At 55.9% G+C, this 25,470-nt stretch carries 25 protein-coding genes; 22 read left to right on the top strand and 3 right to left on the bottom strand.

Annotated elements, in window-relative coordinates; translation table 11 throughout:
- Positions 1-17 precede the first annotated feature (17 nt).
- The 21 genes from mioC to AACV31_RS05390 all read left to right on the top strand — a co-directional run bounded on the left by mioC (position 18) and on the right by AACV31_RS05390 (position 21,559).
- Positions 18-458 carry an FMN-binding protein MioC gene (mioC, locus tag AACV31_RS05290; protein WP_075199309.1) on the top strand — a complete coding sequence of 147 codons (441 nt, stop codon included), beginning with the start codon at positions 18-20 and terminating at the stop codon, positions 456-458.
- A gap of 380 nt (positions 459-838) precedes the next feature.
- Entirely contained in the window at positions 839-2,728 is a 1,890-nt protein-coding gene (mnmG, locus tag AACV31_RS05295) for a tRNA uridine-5-carboxymethylaminomethyl(34) synthesis enzyme MnmG (protein ID WP_165156462.1), read from the top strand.
- A 56-nt stretch (positions 2,729-2,784) separates the two neighbouring features.
- On the top strand, positions 2,785-3,408 hold the full coding sequence (rsmG, locus tag AACV31_RS05300) for a 16S rRNA (guanine(527)-N(7))-methyltransferase RsmG (RefSeq protein ID WP_007765732.1): 624 nt from the start codon (positions 2,785-2,787) through the stop codon (positions 3,406-3,408).
- Between the two features lie 611 nt (positions 3,409-4,019).
- Entirely contained in the window at positions 4,020-4,400 is a 381-nt protein-coding gene (gene atpI / locus AACV31_RS05305) for a F0F1 ATP synthase subunit I (protein WP_007765734.1), read from the top strand.
- Positions 4,401-4,408: 8 nt separating this feature from the next.
- Positions 4,409-5,227: a F0F1 ATP synthase subunit A gene (gene atpB, locus AACV31_RS05310; RefSeq protein WP_007765736.1), complete on the top strand. Its 819-nt coding sequence runs from the start codon at positions 4,409-4,411 to the stop codon at positions 5,225-5,227.
- 50 nt (positions 5,228-5,277) lie between these two features.
- Positions 5,278-5,517: a F0F1 ATP synthase subunit C gene (gene atpE, locus AACV31_RS05315; RefSeq protein ID WP_000429386.1), complete on the top strand. Its 240-nt coding sequence runs from the start codon at positions 5,278-5,280 to the stop codon at positions 5,515-5,517.
- A 64-nt stretch (positions 5,518-5,581) separates the two neighbouring features.
- Positions 5,582-6,052: a F0F1 ATP synthase subunit B gene (gene atpF / locus AACV31_RS05320; RefSeq protein WP_004386171.1), complete on the top strand. Its 471-nt coding sequence runs from the start codon at positions 5,582-5,584 to the stop codon at positions 6,050-6,052.
- A 14-nt stretch (positions 6,053-6,066) separates the two neighbouring features.
- Entirely contained in the window at positions 6,067-6,600 is a 534-nt protein-coding gene (gene atpH / locus AACV31_RS05325; RefSeq protein WP_007703636.1) for a F0F1 ATP synthase subunit delta, read from the top strand.
- A 12-nt stretch (positions 6,601-6,612) separates the two neighbouring features.
- Positions 6,613-8,154 carry a F0F1 ATP synthase subunit alpha gene (gene atpA / locus AACV31_RS05330; RefSeq protein ID WP_024556857.1) on the top strand — a complete coding sequence of 514 codons (1,542 nt, stop codon included), beginning with the start codon at positions 6,613-6,615 and terminating at the stop codon, positions 8,152-8,154.
- A gap of 50 nt (positions 8,155-8,204) precedes the next feature.
- Positions 8,205-9,068, top strand: coding sequence for a F0F1 ATP synthase subunit gamma (gene atpG / locus AACV31_RS05335; RefSeq protein ID WP_007765754.1), 864 nt, complete (start codon positions 8,205-8,207; stop codon positions 9,066-9,068).
- 26 nt (positions 9,069-9,094) lie between these two features.
- A complete protein-coding gene (atpD, locus tag AACV31_RS05340) occupies positions 9,095-10,477 on the top strand; it encodes a F0F1 ATP synthase subunit beta (protein WP_004386167.1) in 1,383 nt (460 codons plus the stop codon).
- A gap of 20 nt (positions 10,478-10,497) precedes the next feature.
- Complete coding sequence (locus AACV31_RS05345) at positions 10,498-10,917, top strand: F0F1 ATP synthase subunit epsilon (protein ID WP_007703646.1); 420 nt, start codon at positions 10,498-10,500, stop codon at positions 10,915-10,917.
- A 343-nt stretch (positions 10,918-11,260) separates the two neighbouring features.
- A complete protein-coding gene (gene glmU, locus AACV31_RS05350; protein WP_165156463.1) occupies positions 11,261-12,631 on the top strand; it encodes a bifunctional UDP-N-acetylglucosamine diphosphorylase/glucosamine-1-phosphate N-acetyltransferase GlmU in 1,371 nt (456 codons plus the stop codon).
- Positions 12,632-12,858: 227 nt separating this feature from the next.
- Positions 12,859-14,688, top strand: a complete 1,830-nt coding sequence (gene glmS / locus AACV31_RS05355; protein ID WP_105537580.1) for a glutamine--fructose-6-phosphate transaminase (isomerizing) — start codon at positions 12,859-12,861, stop codon at positions 14,686-14,688.
- Between the two features lie 79 nt (positions 14,689-14,767).
- On the top strand, positions 14,768-15,370 hold the full coding sequence (locus AACV31_RS05360; protein WP_007765766.1) for a hypothetical protein: 603 nt from the start codon (positions 14,768-14,770) through the stop codon (positions 15,368-15,370).
- Between the two features lie 268 nt (positions 15,371-15,638).
- Positions 15,639-16,679 carry a phosphate ABC transporter substrate-binding protein PstS gene (pstS, locus tag AACV31_RS05365; RefSeq protein ID WP_004387547.1) on the top strand — a complete coding sequence of 347 codons (1,041 nt, stop codon included), beginning with the start codon at positions 15,639-15,641 and terminating at the stop codon, positions 16,677-16,679.
- A 139-nt stretch (positions 16,680-16,818) separates the two neighbouring features.
- The gene (gene pstC / locus AACV31_RS05370) at positions 16,819-17,778 is read left to right on the top strand and encodes a phosphate ABC transporter permease PstC (RefSeq protein WP_007765768.1); all 960 of its coding nucleotides are present in this window, start codon (positions 16,819-16,821) and stop codon (positions 17,776-17,778) included.
- Complete coding sequence (gene pstA, locus AACV31_RS05375; protein WP_007765771.1) at positions 17,778-18,668, top strand: phosphate ABC transporter permease PstA; 891 nt, start codon at positions 17,778-17,780, stop codon at positions 18,666-18,668. The genes pstC and pstA overlap by 1 nt, the downstream gene beginning before the upstream one ends.
- A gap of 48 nt (positions 18,669-18,716) precedes the next feature.
- Positions 18,717-19,490, top strand: a complete 774-nt coding sequence (gene pstB / locus AACV31_RS05380; RefSeq protein WP_007765773.1) for a phosphate ABC transporter ATP-binding protein PstB — start codon at positions 18,717-18,719, stop codon at positions 19,488-19,490.
- Between the two features lie 58 nt (positions 19,491-19,548).
- Positions 19,549-20,274, top strand: coding sequence for a phosphate signaling complex protein PhoU (gene phoU / locus AACV31_RS05385; protein ID WP_007765774.1), 726 nt, complete (start codon positions 19,549-19,551; stop codon positions 20,272-20,274).
- 151 nt (positions 20,275-20,425) lie between these two features.
- Entirely contained in the window at positions 20,426-21,559 is a 1,134-nt protein-coding gene (locus AACV31_RS05390; protein ID WP_165156523.1) for an esterase, read from the top strand.
- 170 nt (positions 21,560-21,729) lie between these two features.
- Here the strand turns inward: AACV31_RS05390 and yieH are convergent, their stop codons facing one another.
- Positions 21,730-22,395 carry a 6-phosphogluconate phosphatase gene (gene yieH / locus AACV31_RS05395; protein ID WP_075199318.1) on the bottom strand — a complete coding sequence of 222 codons (666 nt, stop codon included), beginning with the start codon at positions 22,393-22,395 and terminating at the stop codon, positions 21,730-21,732.
- Positions 22,396-22,564: 169 nt separating this feature from the next.
- On the opposite strand from yieH, the gene AACV31_RS05400 reads away from it, so the two are divergent.
- On the top strand, positions 22,565-23,902 hold the full coding sequence (locus AACV31_RS05400; RefSeq protein WP_007732944.1) for an NCS2 family permease: 1,338 nt from the start codon (positions 22,565-22,567) through the stop codon (positions 23,900-23,902).
- A 35-nt stretch (positions 23,903-23,937) separates the two neighbouring features.
- On the opposite strand, the gene AACV31_RS05405 is transcribed toward AACV31_RS05400, so the two are convergent.
- Together AACV31_RS05405 and AACV31_RS05410 are read right to left on the bottom strand one after the other, a co-directional pair.
- Positions 23,938-24,504: an NADPH-dependent FMN reductase gene (locus tag AACV31_RS05405; protein ID WP_105537585.1), complete on the bottom strand. Its 567-nt coding sequence runs from the start codon at positions 24,502-24,504 to the stop codon at positions 23,938-23,940.
- A 27-nt stretch (positions 24,505-24,531) separates the two neighbouring features.
- Positions 24,532-25,281 (bottom strand): 4'-phosphopantetheinyl transferase family protein, encoded by a 750-nt coding sequence (locus AACV31_RS05410; protein ID WP_161589910.1) that lies wholly within the window; start codon positions 25,279-25,281, stop codon positions 24,532-24,534.
- Positions 25,282-25,470: the final 189 nt, after the last annotated feature.

The following is a 25,470-nucleotide window of genomic DNA, read 5'->3' on the forward strand; positions in this document are numbered from 1 at the left end:
ATTCAAGGCGGACATCCATGACAGACATTACCCTGATCAGTGGCAGCACTCTTGGCGGCGCGGAATATGTGGCGGAACACCTGGCTGAAAAGCTGGAAGACGCCGGTTTTAGCACCGAAACGCTGCATGGCCCGCTTCTTGAGGATCTTAAGCCTGAAGGCACCTGGCTGATTATCACCTCCACGCATGGCGCAGGCGATCTGCCGGACAATCTGCAACCTTTATATGATGCGCTTGCAGAGCAGCGCCCCGATCTGAGCCAGGTTCGCTACGGCGCTATCGGTATCGGGAGTCGCGAATACGATACGTTTTGCGGCGCGATAGAAAAGCTGGACGCACAATTGATCGCGTGTGGTGCGAAACGGGTCGGTGAACCGCTTAAGATCAACATTCTCGATCATGATATTCCGGAGGATCCGGCCGAAGTGTGGCTCGGATCCTGGAAAAATTTGCTCTGATCGGCGAAAAGATCGCCATTCAGCTGTGGATAAATGTGCTTAAAAGCTTGGATCAACCCGTAGTTATCCAAGGTATAAGTGTTGTTCGCTTTTTGAGTTGTGCATAACCCGCATTTCTGATCCCAGCTTATACGGTCTGGGATCACCGATCATTCACAGCAAGCGATCTCGGATAACCTTTTGATCCCAAATGGGCGATCCGGGTTATCCACAAGGGATGTCGATCCTAATAAGAGATCATAATAAAACAGATCCTTTAAATAAAAGATCTTCTTTTTAATACCAACGATCCCGGCGCTTTCTCACCAGGCTAAAGTTGAGTAGAATCCACGCCCCGGGCTAGCTAACCCTCTTTCGCACAACCGCGAGGTCATACCAACATGTTTTATCCGGATCCTTTTGACGTCATTATCATTGGCGGGGGTCATGCAGGTACCGAGGCCGCAATGGCCGCTGCACGCATGGGTCAACAGACCCTGCTTTTGACACACAATATCGACACGCTTGGACAGATGTCCTGCAACCCGGCGATCGGCGGTATTGGTAAAGGACATCTGGTTAAGGAAGTGGATGCCCTCGGCGGGCTTATGGCGAAAGCGATCGACCAGGCGGGTATTCAGTTTAGGATACTAAACGCCAGCAAAGGCCCGGCGGTTCGCGCTACCCGTGCTCAGGCGGATCGCGTGCTGTACAAGCAGGCCGTGCGTACTGCGCTGGAGAACCAGCCGAACCTGATGATCTTCCAGCAGGCCGTTGACGATCTGATCGTGGAAAACGATCGTGTGGTGGGCGCCGTCACGCAGATGGGGCTGAAATTCCGCGCAAAAGCGGTCGTCCTCACGGTTGGTACATTCCTCGACGGCAAAATTCATATCGGGCTTGATAACTACAGCGGCGGCCGTGCGGGCGATCCGCCTTCCGTACCGCTGGCGCGTCGCCTGCGTGAACTACCGCTGCGCGTCAGCCGCCTGAAAACCGGAACGCCGCCGCGTATCGACGCGCGTACCATCGATTTCAGCGTGCTCGATCAGCAGCATGGCGATAACCCGATGCCGGTCTTCTCGTTCATGGGATCCGCGGATCAACATCCGCGTCAGGTGCCGTGCTATGTCACGCACACTAACGAGAAAACCCACGACGTGATCCGCAATAACCTCGATCGCAGCCCCATGTACGCTGGCGTGATTGAGGGGATCGGCCCGCGCTACTGCCCTTCTATCGAAGACAAAGTAATGCGCTTCGCCGATCGCAACGCGCACCAGATTTTCCTGGAGCCCGAAGGGCTGACCAGCAACGAAATTTACCCGAACGGCATCTCCACCAGCCTGCCGTTCGACGTGCAGATGCAAATCGTCCGTTCCATGAAAGGGATGGAGAACGCGAAGATTGTTCGCCCGGGCTACGCGATTGAGTACGATTTCTTCGATCCGCGCGACCTGAAGCCGACGCTCGAAAGCAAATACATCCAGGGGCTGTTCTTCGCAGGCCAGATCAACGGCACTACCGGTTACGAAGAAGCCGCCGCCCAGGGCCTGCTGGCTGGCCTTAACGCGGGCCGTTATTCGGCGGAGAAAGAGGGCTGGGCGCCAGGTCGCTCACAGGCGTATCTTGGCGTGCTGGTTGATGACCTCTGCACGCTCGGCACCAAAGAGCCGTACCGCATGTTTACCTCTCGCGCGGAATATCGTCTGATGCTGCGTGAAGATAACGCCGATTTACGCCTGACCGAAGCCGGTCGCGAAATGGGGCTGGTCGATGATGCGCGCTGGGCGCGTTTCAACGAGAAGCTGGAAAATATCGAACGTGAGCGCCAGCGTCTGAGAAGCACCTGGGTGACGCCGTCTACCGCCTCGGTGGAAGAGATCAACACGGTGCTTACCGCGCCGCTCTCCCGTGAAGCCAGCGGTGAAGATCTGCTGCGTCGTCCGGAGATGACCTATGCTCAGTTGACCAAGTTGTCGGCTTTCGCGCCGGCGCTGGACGATGTACAGGCGGCAGAGCAGGTTGAGATCCAGGTGAAATACGAAGGCTATATCGCCCGCCAGCAGGATGAGATAGAAAAACAGCAGCGTAACGAAAGCACGCTGCTGCCGGCGACGCTGGATTATCGCCAGGTGAATGGCCTCTCCAATGAGGTGATCGCCAAACTTAACGATCATAAACCGGCATCGATTGGCCAGGCGTCCCGTATCTCCGGGATCACGCCTGCCGCTATCTCGATTCTGCTGGTCTGGCTGAAAAAACAGGGGCTACTGCGCCGCAGTGCCTGAGTTAAAACGCGCTTCGGGCCAGCCTTGTCTGGCCCTTTTTATATGGAAAAACCGCCGTGCTGAATACACTGTCCCGCCTGCTTGATGACGCAGGGATTACGCTGCCCGAACACCAGAAAGCGCAGCTGGTGGCCTATGTCGATATGCTGAACAAGTGGAACAAGGCCTACAACCTCACCTCCGTACGCGACCCGAACGAGATGCTGGTGCGCCACATCATGGACAGCATCGTGGTAGAGCCGCATTTAAAGGGTTCGCGTTTTATCGATGTCGGCACTGGCCCGGGCCTGCCGGGGATTCCGCTGGCGATTGTCCGTCCGGAGAGCCATTTCACGCTGCTGGATAGCCTTGGCAAGCGCGTGCGCTTTTTGCGCCAGGTGCAGCATGAGCTGAAGCTCGACAATATCGCGCCGGTACAAAGCCGTGTTGAAGCCTTCCCCGCCGAGCCGCCGTTCGATGGCGTTATCAGCCGCGCGTTCGCGTCGCTCTCCGATATGGTGAACTGGTGTCATCATCTGCCGGGCGAGCAGGGGCGTTTCTATGCCCTCAAAGGCCAGCGTCCTGATGATGAGATAAGTGCGCTGTCTGAAGGCTTTGCTGTTGAAGAAATCGTCAGGCTGTCGGTTCCGCGTCTCGACGGCGAACGCCATCTGGTTATCCTTAAAGCAAACAGAACTTAATATTTATCAAAAAAAGTAGAAATAAGGGGCGGGCCTTTCACATGGCCAAAAAGAAAACTGTGCCGCATTAACAACCCCTTATTTCACTTTTTGTTAACTTTGTTGCAGCTTGAGTATAACGAAGCATCATTTGCGCTAAAAATTTAATAGTCACCTATGAAAATATAAGGGTGCTATATTCAGGCGGCGCTATGATAACGGGGCGTAAATTGTTTCCGGTAGATGTCAATGAAAGGTATTAATCGTGTTTCGGGGTGTTTTAAAAAATTTAGGGTTTAAAGCAATTTAAATTCAAATGGTTATAAGAGGCGCATTCCTAAAGGATATGACAAACCTTGAGCATAAATTGTTTAGAATGTGATCTCGTGCACGCTTTATTCGCAAGGTTTACGCGCAATTTGCAGTTTTTGCATTTCTTTTCAGGTTTAAGAGAAACTTGAAAAAAACGCGTTCTGAAAATTATTTAAACATTTATTCACCTTTTGGCTACTTATAGTTTGAAATCACGTGCTCGCCCCGTATAATTTGAGCGCTTTTTGAGGCTTGACTCAGAGCGTCAAAGAACGTTTTATACGACACGCGACATACCTCGAAGGGAGCAGTGGCAAAAAATGTCTGCGTCGCTCATGAGCAAAAAAGTGGCCCGCAAGCTTCTGCTCATCCAGTTCATCGCGGTTCTGGTGGCAGGATTGCTGTTTTGCCTCAACGATCCTTTCTGGGGCTTCTCCGCTGTATGCGGAGGGTTGGCAGTATGGCTGCCGAATGTGTTGTTTATGAATTTTGCCTGGCGTCATCAGGCGCATACACCCGCTAAAGGCCGCGTGGCCTGGTCTTTCGCCTTCGGCGAAGCGTTCAAGGTGGTTGCGACCTTTACCCTGCTGGTGGTGGCGCTGGCGTGTTTCAAGGCGGTTTTCTTACCGCTGATCGTGACGTGGGTTTCGGTGCTGGTTGTGCAGATACTGGCGCCAGCTGTAATTAACAACAAAGGGTAAGAGGCATCATGTCTGCAGGAGAAATCTCGACGCCGCAGGAGTACATAGGCCACCATCTGAATAACCTTCAGATTGACCTGCGTACCTTCTCGCTGGTGGATCCGCATAACCCCCCGGCCACCTTCTGGACGCTCAACATCGACTCGATGTTTTTCTCAGTGGTGCTGGGCCTGTTATTCCTGGTTCTGTTCCGTAAAGTCGCTAAACATGCGACCAGCGGCGTGCCGGGCAAATTCCAGACAGCGGTAGAGCTGGTTATCGGCTTTGTGCATGGTAGCGTACAAGACATGTACCACGGCAAAAGCAAGCTCATTGCGCCGCTGGCCCTGACGATTTTCGTCTGGGTATTCCTCATGAACCTGATGGATTTACTGCCTATCGACCTGCTGCCGTACATCGGCGAGCACGTATTTGGTTTGCCTGCCCTGCGCGTGGTGCCGTCTGCGGACGTGAACATCACCCTCTCCATGGCGCTTGGTGTGTTTATCCTCATTCTTTTCTACAGCATCAAAATGAAAGGCGTTGGCGGCTTTACTAAAGAGCTGACGCTGCAGCCGTTCAATCACCCGGTATTTATCCCGGTCAACCTGATCCTGGAAGGTGTGAGCCTGCTGTCCAAACCGGTTTCTCTCGGTCTGCGACTGTTCGGCAACATGTATGCCGGTGAGCTGATTTTCATTCTGATTGCGGGTCTTCTGCCGTGGTGGTCACAGTGGTTATTAAATGTGCCTTGGGCCATTTTCCACATCCTGATCATTACGTTGCAGGCCTTCATTTTCATGGTTCTGACGATTGTCTATCTGTCGATGGCATCTGAAGAGCATTGATTTTTTACTCAACACTACTGCGTTTTAACTGAAACAAACTGGAGACTGTCATGGAAAACCTGAATATGGATCTGCTGTACATGGCTGCCGCTGTGATGATGGGTCTGGCGGCAATCGGTGCTGCGATCGGTATCGGCATCCTCGGGGGCAAATTCCTGGAAGGCGCTGCGCGCCAGCCTGATCTGATTCCTCTGCTGCGTACTCAGTTCTTTATCGTAATGGGTCTGGTGGATGCAATCCCGATGATCGCTGTGGGTCTGGGTCTGTACGTGATGTTCGCCGTCGCGTAGTAAACGAAGTTGTCTGAATTTCCAGACAATATCAGAACATTAACCAGATAAGAGGCATTGTGCTGTGAATCTTAACGCAACAATCCTCGGCCAGGCCATCGCGTTTGTCCTGTTCGTTCTGTTCTGTATGAAGTACGTATGGCCGCCAATTATGGCTGCCATCGAAAAACGTCAGAAAGAAATTGCTGACGGTCTGTCTTCTGCAGAACGCGCTAAAAAGGATCTGGAGCTTGCACAGTCCAACGCGACCGACCAGCTGAAAAAAGCGAAAGCGGAAGCCCAGGTGATTATTGAGCAGGCGAACAAACGCCGCGCTCAGATCCTGGACGAAGCGAAAGCTGAAGCAGAGCAGGAACGTAACAAAATCGTGGCGCAGGCCCAGGCCGAAATCGAAGCCGAGCGTAAACGTGCCCGTGAAGAGCTGCGCAAGCAGGTTGCTATCCTGGCTGTTGCTGGCGCCGAGAAGATCATTGAACGTTCCGTGGATGAAGCTGCTAACAGCGACATCGTGAATAAACTGGTCGCTGAACTGTAAGGAGGGAGGGGCTGATGTCTGAATTTGTAACGGTAGCTCGCCCCTACGCCAAAGCAGCTTTTGACTTTGCCGTCGAACACCAAAGCCTTGACCGCTGGCAGGATATGCTGGCGTTTGCCGCTGAAGTGGCCAAAAACGAACAGATGGCTGAGCTCCTCTCTGGCGCCCTGGCGCCAGAAACGCTCGCTAAGTCGTTTATCGCAATCTGTGGTGACCAGTTAGACGCCAACGGCCAGAACCTGATCAAGGTGATGGCGGAAAACGGTCGTCTGAAGGTACTTCCTGATGTTCTTGAGCAGTTCATTCAGTTACGCGCAGCCCTTGAGGCTACCGTTGAAGTCGAAGTGACTTCTGCCAGCGCGCTGAGCGATGAACAGCTTGCGAAGATCAGCGCCGCGATGGAAAAACGTCTGTCACGCAAAGTGAAGCTGAATTGCAAAATTGATAAGTCTGTAATGGCGGGCGTCATCATCCGTTCGGGTGATACGGTCATTGACGGCAGCGTGCGCGGCCGTCTTGAGCGCCTCGCAGACGTCTTGCAGTCTTAAGGGGACTGGAGCATGCAACTGAATTCCACCGAAATCAGCGAACTGATCAAGCAGCGCATTGCTCAGTTCAATGTTGTGAGCGAAGCTCATAACGAAGGTACTATTGTTTCTGTAAGCGACGGTGTTATCCGCATCCACGGCCTGGCCGATTGTATGCAGGGTGAGATGATTTCCCTGCCGGGTAACCGTTACGCTATCGCACTGAACCTGGAGCGTGACTCCGTAGGTGCAGTGGTTATGGGTCCGTACGCTGACCTCGCCGAAGGCATGAAGGTGAAGTGTACTGGCCGTATTCTTGAAGTGCCGGTTGGCCGTGGCCTGCTGGGCCGTGTGGTTAACACCCTCGGCGCGCCGATCGATGGTAAAGGTCCGGTTGAACACGATGGCTTCTCGCCAATCGAAGTTATCGCACCGGGCGTTATCGATCGTCAGTCCGTAGACCAGCCTGTACAGACCGGTTATAAGTCCGTTGACGCCATGATCCCAATCGGTCGTGGTCAGCGTGAACTGATCATCGGCGACCGTCAGACCGGTAAAACCGCGATGGCTATCGACGCCATCATCAACCAACGTGACTCCGGCATCAAATGCGTGTACGTGGCTATCGGCCAGAAAGCGTCCACCATTTCTAACGTGGTTCGTAAACTGGAAGAGCACGGTGCGCTGTCTAACACCATCGTTGTCGTCGCGACGGCTTCTGAATCCGCTGCGCTGCAATACCTGGCGCCGTACGCCGGTTGCGCGATGGGCGAATACTTCCGCGACCGCGGCGAAGACGCGCTGATCGTATACGATGACCTGTCTAAACAGGCTGTGGCTTACCGTCAGGTTTCCCTGCTGCTCCGTCGTCCGCCAGGACGTGAAGCATTCCCGGGCGACGTGTTCTACCTCCACTCCCGTCTGCTGGAGCGCGCATCCCGCGTTAACGCGGAATACGTTGAGAACTTCACCAAAGGTGAAGTGAAAGGTAAAACCGGCTCCCTGACTGCGCTGCCGATCATCGAAACCCAGGCGGGTGACGTTTCTGCGTTCGTTCCGACCAACGTAATTTCTATTACCGATGGTCAGATCTTCCTGGAAACCAACCTGTTTAACTCCGGTATTCGTCCGGCAGTTAACCCGGGTATCTCCGTATCGCGTGTAGGTGGTGCTGCTCAGACCAAGATCATCAAGAAACTGTCCGGTGGTATTCGTACCGCGCTGGCGCAGTATCGTGAACTGGCGGCGTTCTCTCAGTTCGCCTCCGATCTGGACGAAGCAACCCGTAAACAGCTGAGCCACGGCCAGAAAGTCACTGAACTGCTCAAGCAGAAACAGTACGCGCCGATGTCCGTTGCACAGCAGGGCCTGGTCCTGTTCGCGGCGGAACGCGGTTACCTCGAAGATGTGGAACTGGCGAAAATCGGTAGCTTCGAAGCCGCTCTGCTGGCTTACGCTGACCGTGATCACGCTCCGCTGATGCAAGAGATTAACCAGAACGGTGGCTATAACGATGAGATCGAAGGCAAGCTGAAAAGCCTCCTCGACTCCTTCAAAGCAACCCAGTCCTGGTAACGTCTGGCGGCTTGCTGTAAGGCAAGCCGCAAGGCATTGAGGAGAAGCTCATGGCCGGCGCAAAAGAGATACGTAGTAAGATCGCAAGCGTCCAGAACACGCAAAAGATCACTAAAGCGATGGAAATGGTCGCCGCTTCCAAAATGCGTAAATCGCAGGATCGCATGGCGGCCAGCCGTCCTTATGCAGATACCATGCGCAAAGTGATTGGTCACCTTGCTACCGGTAATCTGGAATACAAACACCCTTACCTGGAAGAACGCGACGTTAAGCGCGTGGGCTACCTGGTGGTGTCGACTGACCGTGGTCTGTGCGGCGGCTTGAACATTAACCTGTTCAAGAAAGTGCTGGCGGATATGAAAGCATGGTCCGATAAAGGCGTTCAGAGCGATATCGCAATGATCGGCTCTAAAGGCGTTTCTTTCTTCAATTCAGTAGGCGGCAACATTGTGGCGCAGGTCACCGGCATGGGGGACAACCCTTCCCTGTCCGATCTGATTGGCCCGGTCAAAGTGATGTTGCAGGCTTATGATGAAGGCCGTCTGGACAAGCTTTACGTTGTCAGCAACAAATTTATTAACACCATGTCTCAGGCTCCGACCATCACTCAACTGCTGCCGCTGCCGGCATCAGAAGACGATGAGTTGAAGCACAAATCCTGGGATTACCTGTACGAACCCGATCCGAAGGCGCTGCTGGACACCCTGCTGCGTCGCTATGTCGAATCGCAGGTTTATCAGGGAGTGGTTGAAAACCTGGCCAGCGAGCAGGCCGCACGAATGGTGGCGATGAAAGCCGCAACCGATAATGGCGGCAGCCTGATTAAAGAGCTGCAGTTGGTATACAACAAAGCTCGTCAGGCCAGCATTACTCAGGAACTCACCGAGATCGTCTCGGGGGCCGCCGCGGTTTAACCAGGTTATTTCGTAGAGGATTCAAGATGGCTACTGGAAAGATTGTCCAGGTAATCGGCGCCGTGGTGGACGTCGAGTTCCCTCAGGATGCTGTACCGAAAGTGTACGATGCCCTTGAGGTAACGAATGGTAATGAGCGACTGGTGCTGGAAGTTCAGCAGCAGCTCGGCGGCGGTATCGTACGTACCATCGCGATGGGTTCTTCCGACGGTCTGCGTCGTGGTCTGCCTGTTGCAGACCTTGAGCACCCGATCGAAGTGCCGGTAGGTAAAGCGACGCTGGGTCGTATCATGAACGTCCTGGGTCAGCCTATCGACATGAAAGGCGACATCGGCGAAGAAGAGCGTTGGGCGATTCACCGCGCGGCGCCGTCCTATGAAGAGCTGTCCAGCTCTCAGGAACTGCTGGAAACCGGCATCAAAGTTATCGACCTGATGTGTCCGTTCGCGAAGGGCGGTAAAGTTGGTCTGTTCGGTGGTGCTGGTGTAGGTAAAACCGTAAACATGATGGAGCTGATCCGTAACATCGCGATCGAGCACTCCGGTTACTCCGTGTTTGCGGGCGTGGGCGAACGTACCCGTGAAGGTAACGACTTCTACCACGAAATGACCGACTCTAACGTACTGGATAAAGTATCCCTGGTTTACGGCCAGATGAACGAGCCGCCGGGAAACCGTCTGCGCGTTGCGCTGACCGGCCTGACCATGGCTGAGAAATTCCGTGACGAAGGTCGTGACGTTCTGCTGTTCGTCGATAACATCTACCGTTACACCCTGGCCGGTACTGAAGTATCCGCGCTGCTGGGCCGTATGCCTTCAGCGGTAGGTTACCAGCCGACCCTGGCGGAAGAGATGGGCGTTCTGCAGGAGCGTATCACCTCCACCAAAACCGGTTCTATCACCTCCGTACAGGCGGTATACGTACCGGCGGATGACTTGACTGACCCGTCACCAGCCACCACCTTTGCGCACCTTGACGCAACCGTGGTACTGAGCCGTCAGATCGCGTCCCTGGGTATCTACCCGGCCGTTGACCCGCTGGATTCCACCAGCCGTCAGCTGGACCCGCTGGTAGTAGGCCAGGAGCACTACGACACCGCTCGCGGCGTGCAGTCCATCCTGCAGCGTTACCAGGAGCTGAAAGACATCATCGCCATCCTCGGTATGGACGAGCTGTCTGAAGAAGACAAACTGGTCGTTGCGCGTGCTCGTAAAATTCAGCGCTTCCTGTCCCAGCCGTTCTTCGTGGCAGAAGTCTTTACCGGCGCGCCGGGCAAATACGTATCGCTGAAAGACACCATCCGTGGCTTTAAAGGCATCATGGAAGGTGAATACGATCACCTGCCGGAGCAGGCGTTCTACATGGTTGGCTCCATTGATGAAGCCGTGGAAAAAGCCAAAAAACTTTAACGCCTTAATCGGAGGGTGATATGGCAATGACTTACCACCTGGATGTCGTCAGCGCAGAGAAACAAATGTTCTCTGGTCTGGTCGAGAAAATCCAGGTTACGGGTAGCGAAGGCGAGCTGGGTATCTACCCGGGCCACGCACCGCTGCTCACCGCCATTAAGCCTGGTATGATCCGCATCGTGAAACAGCACGGCCACGAAGAGTATATCTATCTCTCCGGCGGCGTGCTGGAAGTGCAGCCGGGCACCGTAACCGTGCTGGCTGACACTGCGATTCGCGGCCAGGATCTCGACGAAGCGCGAGCCCTGGAAGCGAAACGTAAAGCGGAAGACCATATCCGTAGCTCCCACGGTGACGTGGACTACGCTCAGGCTTCTGCTGAGCTGGCCAAGGCGATCGCCAAACTGCGCGTTATCGAGTTGACCAAAAAAGCGATGTAACACCGGCTTGAAAGTTAAAAAGCCAGCCTGGGCGACCCGGCTGGCTTTTTTTATGGCTGTTTATCAGGCTCGCTGAAGACGAATGTTGAACGTTTATCTGCGTGTTCGCCGCTTTATTCCAGTCGCAAAAAAACAGCATCTCATTGTTTTTATGAATGATACTGTGGATGCAGGCGTTTACTCTCTCTTTTTGCGCCTTTCTGCGTGCATTACGCACCGGTATAACATGGTAAAAGATGTTAAAAGCGGCGATTTGCCATCACCCCGTTTTATGCTGAAAAATATGTAGAATTCCGGGCGCTAAATCGCTTTACTTCATTCACTTTCATAAGACAGGACGACTATGTCTAGCCATGCTATGAGCGTTGTGATCCTTGCCGCTGGCAAAGGCACGCGCATGTACTCCGATCTTCCCAAAGTGCTGCACACTCTGGCCGGGAAGCCGATGGTGCAACACGTGATTGACGCCGCAAAGCATGTCGGCGCGCAACATGTTCATCTGGTTTACGGTCATGGCGGCGATCTGCTGCAAAGCACCCTCAAAGACGCCTCGCTCAACTGGGTATTACAGGCAGAACAGCTCGGCACCGGCCATGCGATGCAGCAGGCGGCGCCGTTCTTCAGCGATGATGAAGATGTGCTGATGCTCTACGGCGACGTTCCGCTGATCTCGGTCGAGACTCTGCAACAGCTCTGCGCGGCGAAGCCGCAGGGCGGCATTGGCCTGTTAACCGTGAAGCTCGACGACCCGACCGGCTATGGCCGCATTACCCGTGAGAACGGAAAAGTCTCCGGGATCGTTGAGCATAAAGATGCCAGCGACGAGCAGCGGCAGATTAACGAAATCAACACCGGCATCCTGGTGGCCAACGGCGCGGATCTGAAGCGCTGGCTGGCGAAGCTCGACAATAACAATGCCCAGGGCGAATACTACATCACCGACATCATCGCGATGGCCTGGAACGAAGGCCGTGAGATTGCCGCCGTGCATCCGCAGCGTTTAAGCGAAGTGGAAGGCGTGAACAATCGCCTGCAGCTGGCGCGCCTTGAGCGCGTTTACCAGGCCGAGCAGGCCGAGAAACTGCTGCTGGCGGGCGTGATGCTGCGTGACCCGGCGCGTTTTGATCTGCGCGGCGCCCTGAAACACGGGCGCGATGTCGAGATCGACGCTAACGTGATTATTGAAGGCGATGTTGTGCTGGGCAATCGCGTCAAAATCGGCGCGGGCTGCGTGATTAAAAACAGCGTCATCGGCGACGACTGCGAAGTCAGCCCCTACAGCGTGGTGGAAGACGCTCGTCTTGACGCTGCCTGTACTATCGGGCCGTTTGCGCGTCTGCGTCCGGGCGCGGAGCTTCTCGAAGGCGCGCATGTCGGCAACTTCGTTGAGATGAAAAAAGCGCGTCTGGGTAAAGGCTCGAAAGCGGGTCACCTGACTTATCTTGGCGACGCGGAGATCGGCGATAACGTTAACATCGGCGCGGGCACCATCACCTGCAACTATGATGGCGCTAACAAGCACAAGACCATCATTGGCGACGATGTGTTTGTTGGCTCCGATACCCAATTAGTCGCGCCGGTCACGGTGGCGAAAGGCGCGACCATCGCCGCAGGCACAACGGTGACGCGCAACATCGCGGAAAACGAGCTGGTGCTCACCCGCGTGCCGCAGGTGCACAAGCAGGGCTGGCGTCGCCCGGTGAAGAAAAAATAAGTAACGCTGATGGCGGGCGCGCTTTGGTTGCCCGCCACACGCTTTTGTCAGCCGGATAAACGTTAAGGTCTCCGGCAGACGCGGGATGAGGGGATAACATAATCTTCCGCCCACAGGCAGTACCAAAACGATAACCCCACTCTCTACAAGGCTCGGGGAGCCCGGAAAACGGGCACATACAGGTCGGCGACAACGCATGGCGAAATGCCATTGTCAGGAAATTAATTATGTGTGGAATTGTTGGCGCTGTAGCGCAACGTGATATTGCTGAAATCCTTCTCGAAGGTTTGCGTCGTCTGGAGTACCGCGGCTATGACTCCGCTGGTCTCGCCGTCGTGGACAGCGCAGGGCATATGACCCGCCTGCGCCGTTTGGGCAAAGTGCAGATGCTGGTGCAGGCGGCGGAAGAACATCCGCTGCACGGCGGCACCGGTATCGCGCACACCCGCTGGGCGACCCACGGCGAACCGTCAGAAGGCAACGCGCACCCGCATGTCTCCGGACATATCGTCGTGGTGCATAACGGCATTATCGAAAACCACGAACCGCTGCGCGAACTGCTGAAAACGCGCGGCTACGAATTCGTCACCGAAACCGACACCGAAGTGATCGCGCATCTGGTGCACTGGGAGCTGGAGCAAGGCGGTACGCTGCGTGAAGCGGTGCTGCGCGCCATTCCTCAGCTGCGCGGCGCTTACGGCACCGTCATCATGGATAACCGCGATCCGAGCGTTCTGCTGGCGGCCCGTTCCGGCAGCCCGCTGGTGATTGGTCTCGGCGTGGGCGAGAACTTTATCGCCTCCGATCAGCTGGCGCTGCTGCCGGTCACCCGTCGCTTTATCTTCCTCGAAGAGGGAGATATCGCCGAAGTGACCCGCCGCTCCGTCGCGATTTTCAACACCCAGGGCGAAAGCGTTTCCCGCCCGGAAATCGAATCTAACGTGCAGTATGACGCCGGCGATAAAGGCATCTACCGCCACTACATGCAAAAAGAGATCTACGAACAGCCGAACGCGATTAAAAACACGCTGGCCGGGCGCATCAGCCACGGCGAGGTGGATTTAAGCGAGCTGGGTCCGAACGCCGACGAACTGCTCTCTCAGGTTGAGCATATCCAGATTGTCGCGTGCGGCACTTCGTATAACTCCGGTATGGTCTCCCGCTACTGGTTTGAAGCGCTGGCAGGCGTGCCGTGCGATGTCGAAATCGCCTCGGAATTCCGCTATCGCAAATCCGCCGTGCGTCGCAACAGCCTGATGATCACGCTGTCGCAGTCCGGCGAAACCGCCGATACCCTCGCGGCGCTGCGTCTGTCCAAAGAGCTGGGTTATCTTGGTTCGCTGGCCATCTGTAACGTACCGGGCTCTTCGCTGGTGCGTGAGTCGTCGCTGGCGCTGATGACCAAAGCCGGTACGGAAATCGGCGTGGCGTCCACCAAAGCGTTCACCACGCAGCTGACCGTGTTGCTGATGCTGGTGGCGAAGCTGGGTCGCCTGAAAGGCGCTGACGCCGCCATTGAGCACGATATCGTGCATGGCCTGCAGGCGTTGCCGAGCCGTATCGAGCAGATGCTCTCTCAGGACAAACGCATCGAAGCGCTGGCGGAAGATTTCTCCGACAAGCACCACGCGCTGTTCCTGGGCCGCGGCGATCAGTACCCGATCGCGCTGGAAGGCGCGCTGAAGCTTAAAGAGATCTCCTACATCCACGCCGAAGCCTATGCGGCGGGCGAGCTCAAGCATGGCCCGCTGGCGCTGATTGACGCCGATATGCCGGTTATCGTGGTGGCGCCGAACAACGAACTGCTGGAAAAATTGAAGTCCAACATCGAAGAAGTTCGCGCCCGTGGCGGCGTGCTGTATGTCTTCGCCGATCAGGACGCCGGTTTCACCAGCAGCGACAACATGAACATCATCCCGATGCCACATGTTGAAGACGTTATCGCGCCGATCTTCTACACGGTTCCGCTGCAACTGCTGGCCTATCACGTCGCGCTGATCAAAGGCACCGATGTTGACCAGCCGCGTAACCTGGCGAAATCCGTCACGGTGGAATAACGCGTTTCTGCCCGTGTTATGCTCTCAAGAGGTTGCCGCCCGGCAGCCTCTTTTTTTAACGTCACGGAAATGGATTTTTATGTCGCTAAAGCCCTTTCTGACCGGTTCGCGTTTTTATCAGCTCATCACTTACAGCGCAGAGGTGGATGACGATATCGCCCACCGCCGGCTGCATCAGCTAAAGCTCAAAATGGCGCAGCAGCGTGAGCTGCCAAAGGCCCGCTTTATCGGCACCTCCTCGTTTTATCATGTGCTGGTGGGCAGCAATTACCTGATGCTCTTTAGCGCGGCGCTGAATGTCGCTGCGCTGCGCCCGCCCTTTGCGCCGCTTTGGGTTTTCGGCGGCGTGCTCTGGCTGATACTGCTGATGGTCATTGCGTTTATGGTTGAAAAAGGGCGTCGCAGCGGGCTGGTATTGCTCCTGTACAGCTGGTTTTTCCATCTGGCGTTAAGCGTAGTTGCGCTGTGCGTCGGGCTGGCGCGCTGGCCTTTTTCGTGGGGGTTCTGGTTATGCTGGGGCGGCGGCGCGCTGCTGATATGGCTGGCCTGGCGAATGATGAACAGCCAGGAAATGTTCAGGCTGGTCCACTGGTGCCTGGCGATAAAAATGCGTCGCGTCCATACCAAAGAACTTCAGCGGCCCTCTGAAAAACGCGCCGTAAAACGAAGAAAAAAATCGTGAACGACGGAGCAGTTACGATAATCGTGTTTGTGACAAATCCTCATTTTGGCCTACCTTTACCCTGTCATAAAAAGAAAATTTTTCTTTCATCCAGATGTCATAAATCTATTTAACTAGTTGAATTAAAATACCTTTATTTGCGTAAAACTTGCAGGTCTGACGCTGTCATAAAACTGTCATAATTCGTACATTTATCTGTCACCAAACTGTCCTACTTTGCTCACCGTAGCCACGAAACAATAAATTACGAACACCAGCAGGAGACATTATGAAAGTTATGCGTACCACCGTCGCAACTGTTGTCGCCGCGACCTTATCTCTGAGCGCTTTTTCCGCATTCGCGGCAGCAAGTCTGACTGGCGCGGGCGCAACATTCCCGGCGCCGGTGTATGCCAAATGGGCGGATACCTACCAGAAAGAAACGGGTAACAAGGTAAACTACCAGGGTATCGGCTCCTCCGGTGGCGTGAAACAAATCATTGCTAACACTGTTGATTTTGGTGCTTCTGACGCGCCGCTTTCTGACGAAAAATTACAGCAAGAAGGTCTTTTCCAGTTCCCGACCGTGATCGGCGGCGTGGTGCTGGCGGTTAACCTGCCGGGCTTCAAGTCTGGCGAGCTGGTGCTGGATGGCAAAACCCTCGGCGACATCTACCTTGGCAAAATCAAGAAGTGGGATGACGAGGCTATCGCCAAACTGAACCCGGGCAAGAAACTGCCTTCTCAGAACATCGCCGTGGTGCGCCGCGCTGACGGTTCCGGTACGTCCTTCGTCTTCACCAGCTACCTGGCGAAAGTAAACGACGAGTGGAAATCTAAAATCGGCTCTGGCTCTACCGTTAACTGGCCGACCGGTCTCGGCGGTAAAGGTAACGATGGTATCGCCGCGTTCGTACAGCGTCTGCCGGGCTCTATCGGTTACGTGGAATACGCGTATGCCAAGCAGAACAACCTGACCTACACCAAACTGGTTTCCGCTGACGGCAAACCGGTCGCGCCGACCGAAGAGAGCTTCGCCAACGCCGCCAAAGGCGCTGACTGGAGCAAATCCTTCGCGCAGGACCTGACCAACCAGAAAGGCGACGACGCGTGGCCAATCACCTCCACCACGTTCATTCTGGTCCACAAAGAGCAGAAGAAACCTGAGCAGGGCGCCGAAGTGCTGAAGTTCTTCGACTGGGCCTACAAGTCAGGCGCGAAACAGGCTAATGACCTGGATTACGCCTCTCTGCCGGACAGCGTGGTTGAGCAGGTTCGCGCTGCATGGAAGACCAACGTGAAAGACAGCAGCGGTAAAGCGCTGTACTGATCGAGATTTACCGATGATGGCGGATGGCGCTTCGCTTATCCGCCCTACAAAAATCCGGTAACATGCTGTTTTTTGTAGGCCCGGTACGCAACACGCTGCCGGGCGTCATTCAAAACAGAGTTTAACTGAAGAGTGAAATATGGCTGCTACCAAGCCGGTATTTAACCCCCCCGGTAAAAAGGGCGATATGATTTTCAGCGCGCTGGTTCGTCTGGCTGCGCTGATTGTGCTATTGCTGCTGGGCGGCATTATCGTCTCCCTTATCATCTCCTCCTGGCCAAGCATCCAGAAATTTGGTTTTTCCTTCCTCTGGACCAAAGAGTGGGATGCCCCTAACGATATATACGGCGGGCTGGTGCCGATTTACGGCACGCTGGTCACCTCGTTTATCGCGCTGCTGATCGCGGTTCCCGTAAGCTTTGGCATCGCGCTGTTCCTGACGGAGCTGGCTCCGGGCTGGCTCAAACGTCCGCTTGGCATCGCCATTGAGCTGCTGGCGGCTATCCCGAGCATCGTCTACGGCATGTGGGGCCTGTTTATTTTCGCCCCGTTGTTTGCAACCTATTTTCAGGAGCCGGTGGGCAACGTGCTCTCCACTATTCCGTTTGTCGGCTCGCTCTTCTCGGGCCCGGCGTTCGGCATCGGCATTCTGGCGGCGGGCGTCATTCTCGCCATCATGATAATTCCTTACATTGCCGCAGTGATGCGTGATGTGTTCGAACAAACCCCGGTGATGATGAAAGAGTCCGCCTACGGCATCGGCTGCACCACCTGGGAAGTTATCTGGCGCATCGTTCTGCCGTTTACCAAAAATGGGGTGATCGGCGGCGTCATGCTCGGCCTGGGCCGCGCGCTCGGCGAAACCATGGCGGTGACGTTTATCATCGGCAACACTTACCAGCTCGACAGCCCGTCGCTCTATATGCCGGGCAACAGCATCACCTCGGCGCTCGCCAACGAATTCGCCGAAGCGGAATCCGGGCTGCATGTGGCGGCGCTGATGGAGCTGGGCCTGATCCTCTTTGTGATCACCTTTATCGTGCTGGCTATCTCCAGGCTGATGATTATGCGTCTGGCGAAAAACGAGGGGGCGCGCTAATGGCGACGATGGAACTGCAAAATACCACGGAGCTTGCCGAATCGCGCCGTAAAATGCAGGCGAAGCGGCGTATGAAAAACCGCATCGCCCTCACGCTTTCTATGGCGACGATGGCGTTCGGCCTGTTCTGGCTTATCTGGATCTTAATCTCCACGGTATCGCGCGGGTTTGACGGAATGTCGCTGGCGCTGTTTACCGAAATGACGCCGCCGCCGAATACCGCGGGCGGCGGGCTGGCGAACGCGCTGGCGGGCAGCGGGCTGCTTATCCTGTGGGCGACGGTTATCGGTACGCCGCTTGGCATCATGGCGGGTATCTATCTGGCGGAATATGGCCGCAAGTCGTTTCTCGCGGAAGTTATTCGCTTTATTAACGACATTCTGCTTTCGGCGCCGTCTATCGTGGTCGGGCTGTTCGTCTACACCATCGTCGTGGCGCAGATGGAACACTTCTCCGGCTGGGCGGGCGTGATTGCGCTGGCGCTATTGCAGGTGCCGATTGTTATCCGCACCACCGAGAACATGCTCAAGCTGGTGCCGGACAGCCTGCGTGAAGCGGCCTATGCGCTCGGCACGCCAAAGTGGAAGATGATCTCCGCCATTACGCTGAAAGCCTCCGTGTCGGGCATCCTGACCGGCGTGCTGCTGGCGGTCGCGCGTATCGCGGGCGAAACCGCGCCGCTGCTCTTTACCGCGCTCTCTAATCAGTTCTGGAGCACGGACATGATGCAGCCTATCGCCAACCTGCCGGTAACGATTTTCAAATTCGCCATGAGCCCGTTCGCCGAATGGCAACAGTTGGCCTGGGCAGGCGTGCTGATTATCACCCTTTGCGTACTGCTGCTGAACATCCTGGCGCGCGTACTGTTCGCCAAAGGTAAACAAGGTTAATTTTTTGACGGCGTGGCGCTTCGCGACGCCGGATAAGGAACGATTGAGATGAGTATGGTTAACACGACCCCGGGCAAGCTTCAGGTTCGCGATTTGAACTTTTACTACGGGAAATTCCATGCCCTGAAAAACATCAGCCTGGATATCGCCAAAAACGAAGTGACGGCGTTTATCGGCCCGTCTGGCTGCGGTAAATCCACGCTGCTGCGCACGTTCAACAAAATGTATGAACTCTACCCGGAGCAGCGCGCGGAAGGCGAAATCCTGCTGGATGGCGAGAACATTCTGAACCACTCCCAGGATATCGCGCTGCTGCGCGCGAAAGTGGGCATGGTGTTCCAGAAGCCGACGCCGTTCCCGATGTCGATTTACGACAACATCGCGTTTGGCGTGCGTCTGTTTGAGAAACTCTCCCGCGCCGATATGGACGAGCGCGTGCAGTGGGCGTTGACCAAGGCCGCATTATGGAACGAAACCAAGGATAAACTGCACCAGAGCGGATACTCTCTCTCTGGTGGTCAGCAGCAGCGTCTGTGCATCGCCCGCGGCATCGCTATCCGTCCGGAAGTACTGCTGCTGGACGAGCCATGTTCGGCGCTGGATCCCATCTCCACCGGCCGTATCGAAGAGCTCATCACCGAGCTGAAGCAGGATTACACCGTGGTTATCGTGACGCACAACATGCAACAGGCGGCGCGCTGTTCCGATCACACGGCGTTTATGTACCTTGGCGAGCTGATCGAGTACAGCAACACCGACGATCTCTTCACCAAGCCGAAAATGAAACAAACCGAAGACTACATTACCGGTCGCTACGGTTGATATGCCCGGATTTCTCATGTGGGCCGCTTTTGAATTTATCGGGCATGTGGAGTGCTAAATGGATAATCTGAATCTGAATAAACATATTTCCGGTCAGTTCAACGCTGAGCTGGAATACATTCGCACCCAGGTGATGACCATGGGCGGGCTGGTGGAGCAGCAGCTCTCCGATGCGATCACCGCCATGCACAACCAGGACAGCGAACTGGCCAAACGCGTTATCGACGGCGACAAAAAGGTCAACATGATGGAAGTGGCGATTGATGAAGCCTGCGTGCGCATCATCGCCAAACGCCAGCCGACCGCGAGCGATCTGCGTCTGGTGATGGCCATCATTAAAACCATCGCGGAGCTGGAGCGCATCGGTGACGTGGCGGATAAAATCTGCCGCGCCGCGCTGGAAAAATTCTCGCATCAGCATCAGCCGCTGCTGGTGAGCCTGGAGTCGCTCGGCCGCCATACGGTACAAATGCTGCATGATGTGCTGGACGCCTTCGCACGTATGGATCTCGACGAGGCTGTGCGTATCTACCGCGAAGATAAAAAAGTCGACCAGGAATATGAAGGCATTGTGCGCCAGCTGATGACCTACATGATGGAAGATCCCCGCACGATCCCGAGCGTGCTGACCGCCCTGTTCTGCGCCCGTTCCATTGAGCGCATCGGCGACCGCTGCCAGAATATTTGCGAATACATTTTCTATTTCGTGAAAGGTCAGGATTTCCGCCACGTGGGCGGCGACGAGCTGGATAAACTGCTCGCCGGTAAAGATCCGAAAGAATAAGCCTGTCGCCCTCGCCGCGCGCGAGGGCAATTTTGGGGCGCGCGTCGCCCCTTTTGCGGATTTTACTCAATACTATAAGGGGTTACCGAGCCCGTTATAAAAGGATGAATCCGTGAAATTATCTTCCCGTACCGCTCTCGCCCTCGCCGCCCTGATTGGCTGCGCCAGTTTGCCCGTCTTCAGCGCGCCGCTGCCGGCAACGCCCGATCCGTCTGTTCCGGTCAGTCATTACATCACCCAGGTCAACCCGGATAAATCCATCACCTTCCGCCTGTTCGCGCCCAATGCGCAGCGCGTGGCGGTAGTGCTCGGCGCGACGGCGGACAGCCAGGTATCGCATGAGATGCGCAAAGAGGCGAACGGCGTCTGGAGTTGGAAAAGCGCGCCGATGGCGCCGGATCTGCACGAATATTTTTACGATATTGACGGGTTTCGCTCCATCGATACCGGCAACCCGTATGTGAAACCGCAGCGCCAGCCGAATACCTCGCTGATTCTGGTGCCGGGCAGCATTATTGATGACCGGGCGGTGCCGCATGGCGATCTGCGCACGCTGACGTACCACTCCGGCGCGCTGAAATCGGAGCGGCGGGTGTATGTCTGGACGCCGCCGGGCTACAGCCGCGAAAGCGAACCGCTGCCGGTGCTCTACTTCTATCACGGCTTTGGCGATACCGGTCTTTCCGCCGTCACTCAGGGCCGTATCCCGCAGATGATGGATAACCTGCTGGCGGAGGGCAAAATCAAACCGATGCTGGTGGTTATCCCGGATACCGAAACGGATATCGCCGATGCGGTGCCGGAGAACTTCCCGCCCGCCGAGCGACGCAAAGATTTCTACCCGATTAACGCCCGCGCGGCGGATAAAGAGCTGATGAACGATATCATTCCGCTGATCGGGCAGCGATTTAATGTGCGTCAGGATGCGCAGGGGCGCGCGCTGGCGGGGTTATCGCAGGGCGGTTACCAGGCGCTGGTGTCCGGCATGACGCATCTGCAAAGCTTCGGCTGGCTGGCGTCGCTGAGCGGCGTGACCACCGCTACGGTGCCGAATGACGACGTGACGAAACAGCTCTCCCGCGCGGATGAAGTGAACAGCCAGTTGCGGAACTTTACGCTGGTGGTGGGCGAGAAAGACAGCGTGACGGGCCGCGATATCGCCGGGTTGAAAACCGAGCTTGAGCGCGACGGCGTGAAATTTGAGTATCACGTTTACCCGGGGCTGGGCCATGAGATGGCCGTATGGCGTCCGGCCTATGCCGAGTGGGTGCAGAAGATTTTTTAACGAGGCAGATATGGGGCGGTGGGTGCGCTGACGCTTACCCACCCTACAAAACTCTGCAGCCACTTCGTAGGTGGTTGCGCTGGCACTTACCCACCCCATAAAATTCTGCATCAACTTCGTAGGTGGGTAAGCGTAGCGCACCCGCCATCATCATCATCATCACCCAGAGATCAGCGCGTCACATCCCAGCCGCGCGCCCGCCACAGCGCAGGCAATTGCGCCAAATCGGTAAACACCGTCACATTCGGGTGCTCCAGCGGCGGGTTATGCGGATCGGCGCACAAATAAAACACCTGCATCCCGGCGGCGATGCCAGCTTTTGCGCCTGCGGCGGAGTCATCCACCAGAATGCAGCGATCCACCGCCACCTGCATGGCATCGGCTGCGAAATGCATCAACGCTGGATCGGGCTTCCAGCGCTGAATATCGTAGCCGCTAAACAGTTTGTCGGTGAAATAGCGCAACATGCCGGTTTTACCGAGCGACTGCTGCATTTTGCTGACCGGACCGTTTGAGACGATACACATCGGCACCGTCACTTTCTCAAGCAGCGCTGCGGCACCCGGGATCTCTTCCAGCTCTGCGTCAAAAAGGCGCGCCACTTCCGCGCGATACACCGGTTCGAGTTCGGCTTTCTCAAGCTGCACGCCATATTCGGCATTGATCGTATCAATGATTTCGTAAAGCTTTACGCCCTTAAAGCGTTTAAAGACCTCTTCCAGCTCAAGGGTGATACCCGCCCGGGCGAACATGTGCACATAAGCGCGGGAGCAGATAACTTCGCTATCCACCAGCGTACCGTCGCAGTCGAAAAATACCGCTTCAATTCGGGACATGCCGTTTCCTGTTGTTGCAAGTTGAACGATTACTCTAAGCGCTTTGCGTCACGCAATCGATGCCGTATAAGCAAATTCAATGAAAAAAAGTCTGTGACGACCGTCAATACTGCGCCGTTTTGGTATAGGATAGCGACGAATTTTTCCCCTCCTTGTACGGAATTAGAGAATGAGCCAACAACCGACGTCCCAGGCCGAAGGGCAGGGATTGCTTGAGCGCGTGTTTAAGTTACGTGCGCACGGCACCACGGCCCGCACCGAGGTCATTGCCGGGGTAACCACCTTCCTGACGATGGTGTATATCGTTTTTGTAAACCCGCAGATCCTCGGCGCGGCTGGGATGGATACCAGCGCAGTATTTGTAACCACCTGTCTTATCGCCGCGTTCGGCAGCATTCTGATGGGCCTGCTGGCAAACCTGCCGGTCGCGCTGGCGCCTGCGATGGGCCTGAACGCCTTTTTCGCGTTTGTGGTCGTTGGCGCGATGGGGCTCTCGTGGCAGGTAGGCATGGGCGCGATTTTCTGGGGCGCGGTGGGTCTGCTGCTGCTGACTATTTTCCGCGTGCGCTACTGGATGATCGCTAACATTCCGGTGAGCCTGCGTATCGGCATCACCAGTGGCATCGGTCTGTTTATCGGCATGATGGGGCTTAAAAACGCGGGCGTTATCGTCGCGAACCCGGAGACGCTGGTGACTATCGGCAATCTCACTTCCCACACTACGCTGCTTGGCGTGCTGGGCTTCTTTATCATCGCGATTCTCGCCTCCCGCAACATTCACGCGGCGGTGCTCGTCTCCATCGTCGTGACCACGCTGCTGGGCCTGGCGTTTGGCGATGTGCATTTTAAAGGTGTGGTATCAGAGCCGCCGAGCGTGATGACGGTGCTGGGCCATGTCGATCTCGCGGGCTCGCTGGATATCGGCCTCGCCGGCGTGATTTTCTCGTTTATGCTGGTCAACCTGTTCGACTCCTCCGGCACGCTGATTGGCGTGACCGATAAAGCCGGGCTGGCGGATGAAAGCGGCAAATTCCCGCGCATGAAGCAGGCGCTGTATGTGGACAGTATCTCCTCTGTAGCGGGCTCGTTTATCGGGACGTCGTCTGTGACCGCCTATATCGAATCTTCGTCCGGCGTCTCTATTGGCGGGCGCACCGGCCTTACCGCCGTGGTGGTCGGTCTGCTGTTCCTGCTGGTGATTTTCCTCTCGCCGCTCGCGGGCATGGTGCCGCCCTATGCTGCCGCTGGCGCGCTGATTTACGTCGGCGTACTGATGACGTCCAGCCTGTCGCGCGTGAAGTGGGATGACCTGACCGAAGCCGTGCCGGCGTTTATCACCGCCGTCATGATGCCGTTTAGCTTCTCCATCACCGAAGGCATCGCGCTGGGCTTTATCTCTTACTGCGTGATGAAAATTTTCACCGGTCGCCTGCGCGATCTGAACGCCTGCGTGCTGGTCGTGGCGCTGCTGTTCCTGCTGAAAATCGTCTTTATCGACGCGCATTAATCAAAAAGGCCAGCGAATCGCTGGCCTTTTTATTATCAGCGACTCACCCGCCTGATGTACTCCGCAAACGCGGTCAGCTGGCCGGTCAGGTGATCCAGCGTACTCTGATCCACCACCTCGCCGGTCTGCGTATCGACTTTGTTCTGAATCGCCCCGCCCATAAACTCCGGTTTGTTCATCACCATCGCATCGAGAAACACCAGAATCTGGCGCAGATGATACTGGCAGCGCGCGCCGCCGATGGCGCCCATTGAGCTGGTCTGGATAAGCACCGGCTTGCCCGCAAGCGGCTGGTCGGGCAGACGCGACAGCCAGTCAATGGCGTTCTTCAGCCCGCCTGGCACCGAATAGTTATATTCCGGCGTTACAATCACCACGCCGTCCGCCTCGCGGATCTGCGCGGCTATCGCTTTCACCGTTTGCGGAAAGCCTTCTTCCTGCTGGATGTCGGCATCATAAATCGGGATATCGCGAATGGAAGGCAGTTCAGCGACCGTCATACCGGCGGGTGCCAGTTTCGGCAGCGTGCGGGCCACCATCGCGTTAAAGGAGCCTTTGCGCAGGCTGCCAATCAGCGTCACTACTTTTAGCGTGTCAGACATAGAAACCTCCAGGATAGTTAAAGCAGATTAGTTGATAATCATCGCTTTTTCCGAGGGCAGGCTGGTAAAGCGCATCAAACGCGTATCCGGACTGGTGCTGCGTTTGCGCATATCCGGCAGGCTGCGCCAGCCCTGCGCGCTGTCATATTCCCACAGATAGAGCTTTTCAATGGCGGGCGATACCGCGACCGTCCAGATCAGCACATCTTCGGCGTCACAGGCGGCCTCGACCAGCGGAAGCTGCGCCACGCGCAGCTTGCCGGAGCCCGGCAACAGCTGAAATTGCTGGCCGTCATCGTGCTGCAGCCCCGTCAGCTTTAGCAGGCTGCGGCGCAGCGTCACCAGTTGCGTGCGCGCTTCCAGCGGATCGTTTTGATTATCTATCCAGATGGTTTCATTTTTGCTGAGGGTGTGGCCGGTTTGCGGCGCGAGCGGATGCGTAAAGGAGCGGGTGGCGGGCTGCAGTTCCATATCAAGCCCGCAACAGCCTTCTGTGGTGATCGCCACACCCAGCATATTGCCGGTATGGGCGAGCGAGAAATCGGCCAGCCCGGCGTCGGTAAAGCGCGGACGGCCCTGCTCATTCACCACGATTTCAGGCAGTACCGGAATGCCGTAAAGCATAAACACCAGTTCGGCCAGTAGCGAGCGCGATGCCAGAAAGCGGCCGCGGCGGTGCTCCGGCAGGTGCTGCGCGGCTTTCAGCGCGTCGGCGGAAAGCCTGGGAGAGAGACTGAATTCGGGGCCAAGCGTCCCTCTTGCAAAATGCGTTGCCATTTTTCACTCCATGATAATGGTCAGTAACGGTTAATTATCGAATTGGTAAATGCGTAATCTGCAACTCATCAGCCCGATAGTGTTTAGGTTTTAATGCCTAATCCGGACGCTGAAAAGTACTCTGTCAGGACTTTTACAAAATTATCGCACAACGTAAGGCAACGCACGGGTAAAAAGGCGCCATCCTGC

The sequence above is a fragment of the Cronobacter sp. EKM101R genome, from assembly GCF_963888145.1.
In the GTDB taxonomy this organism is placed as follows: domain Bacteria; phylum Pseudomonadota; class Gammaproteobacteria; order Enterobacterales; family Enterobacteriaceae; genus Cronobacter; species Cronobacter turicensis.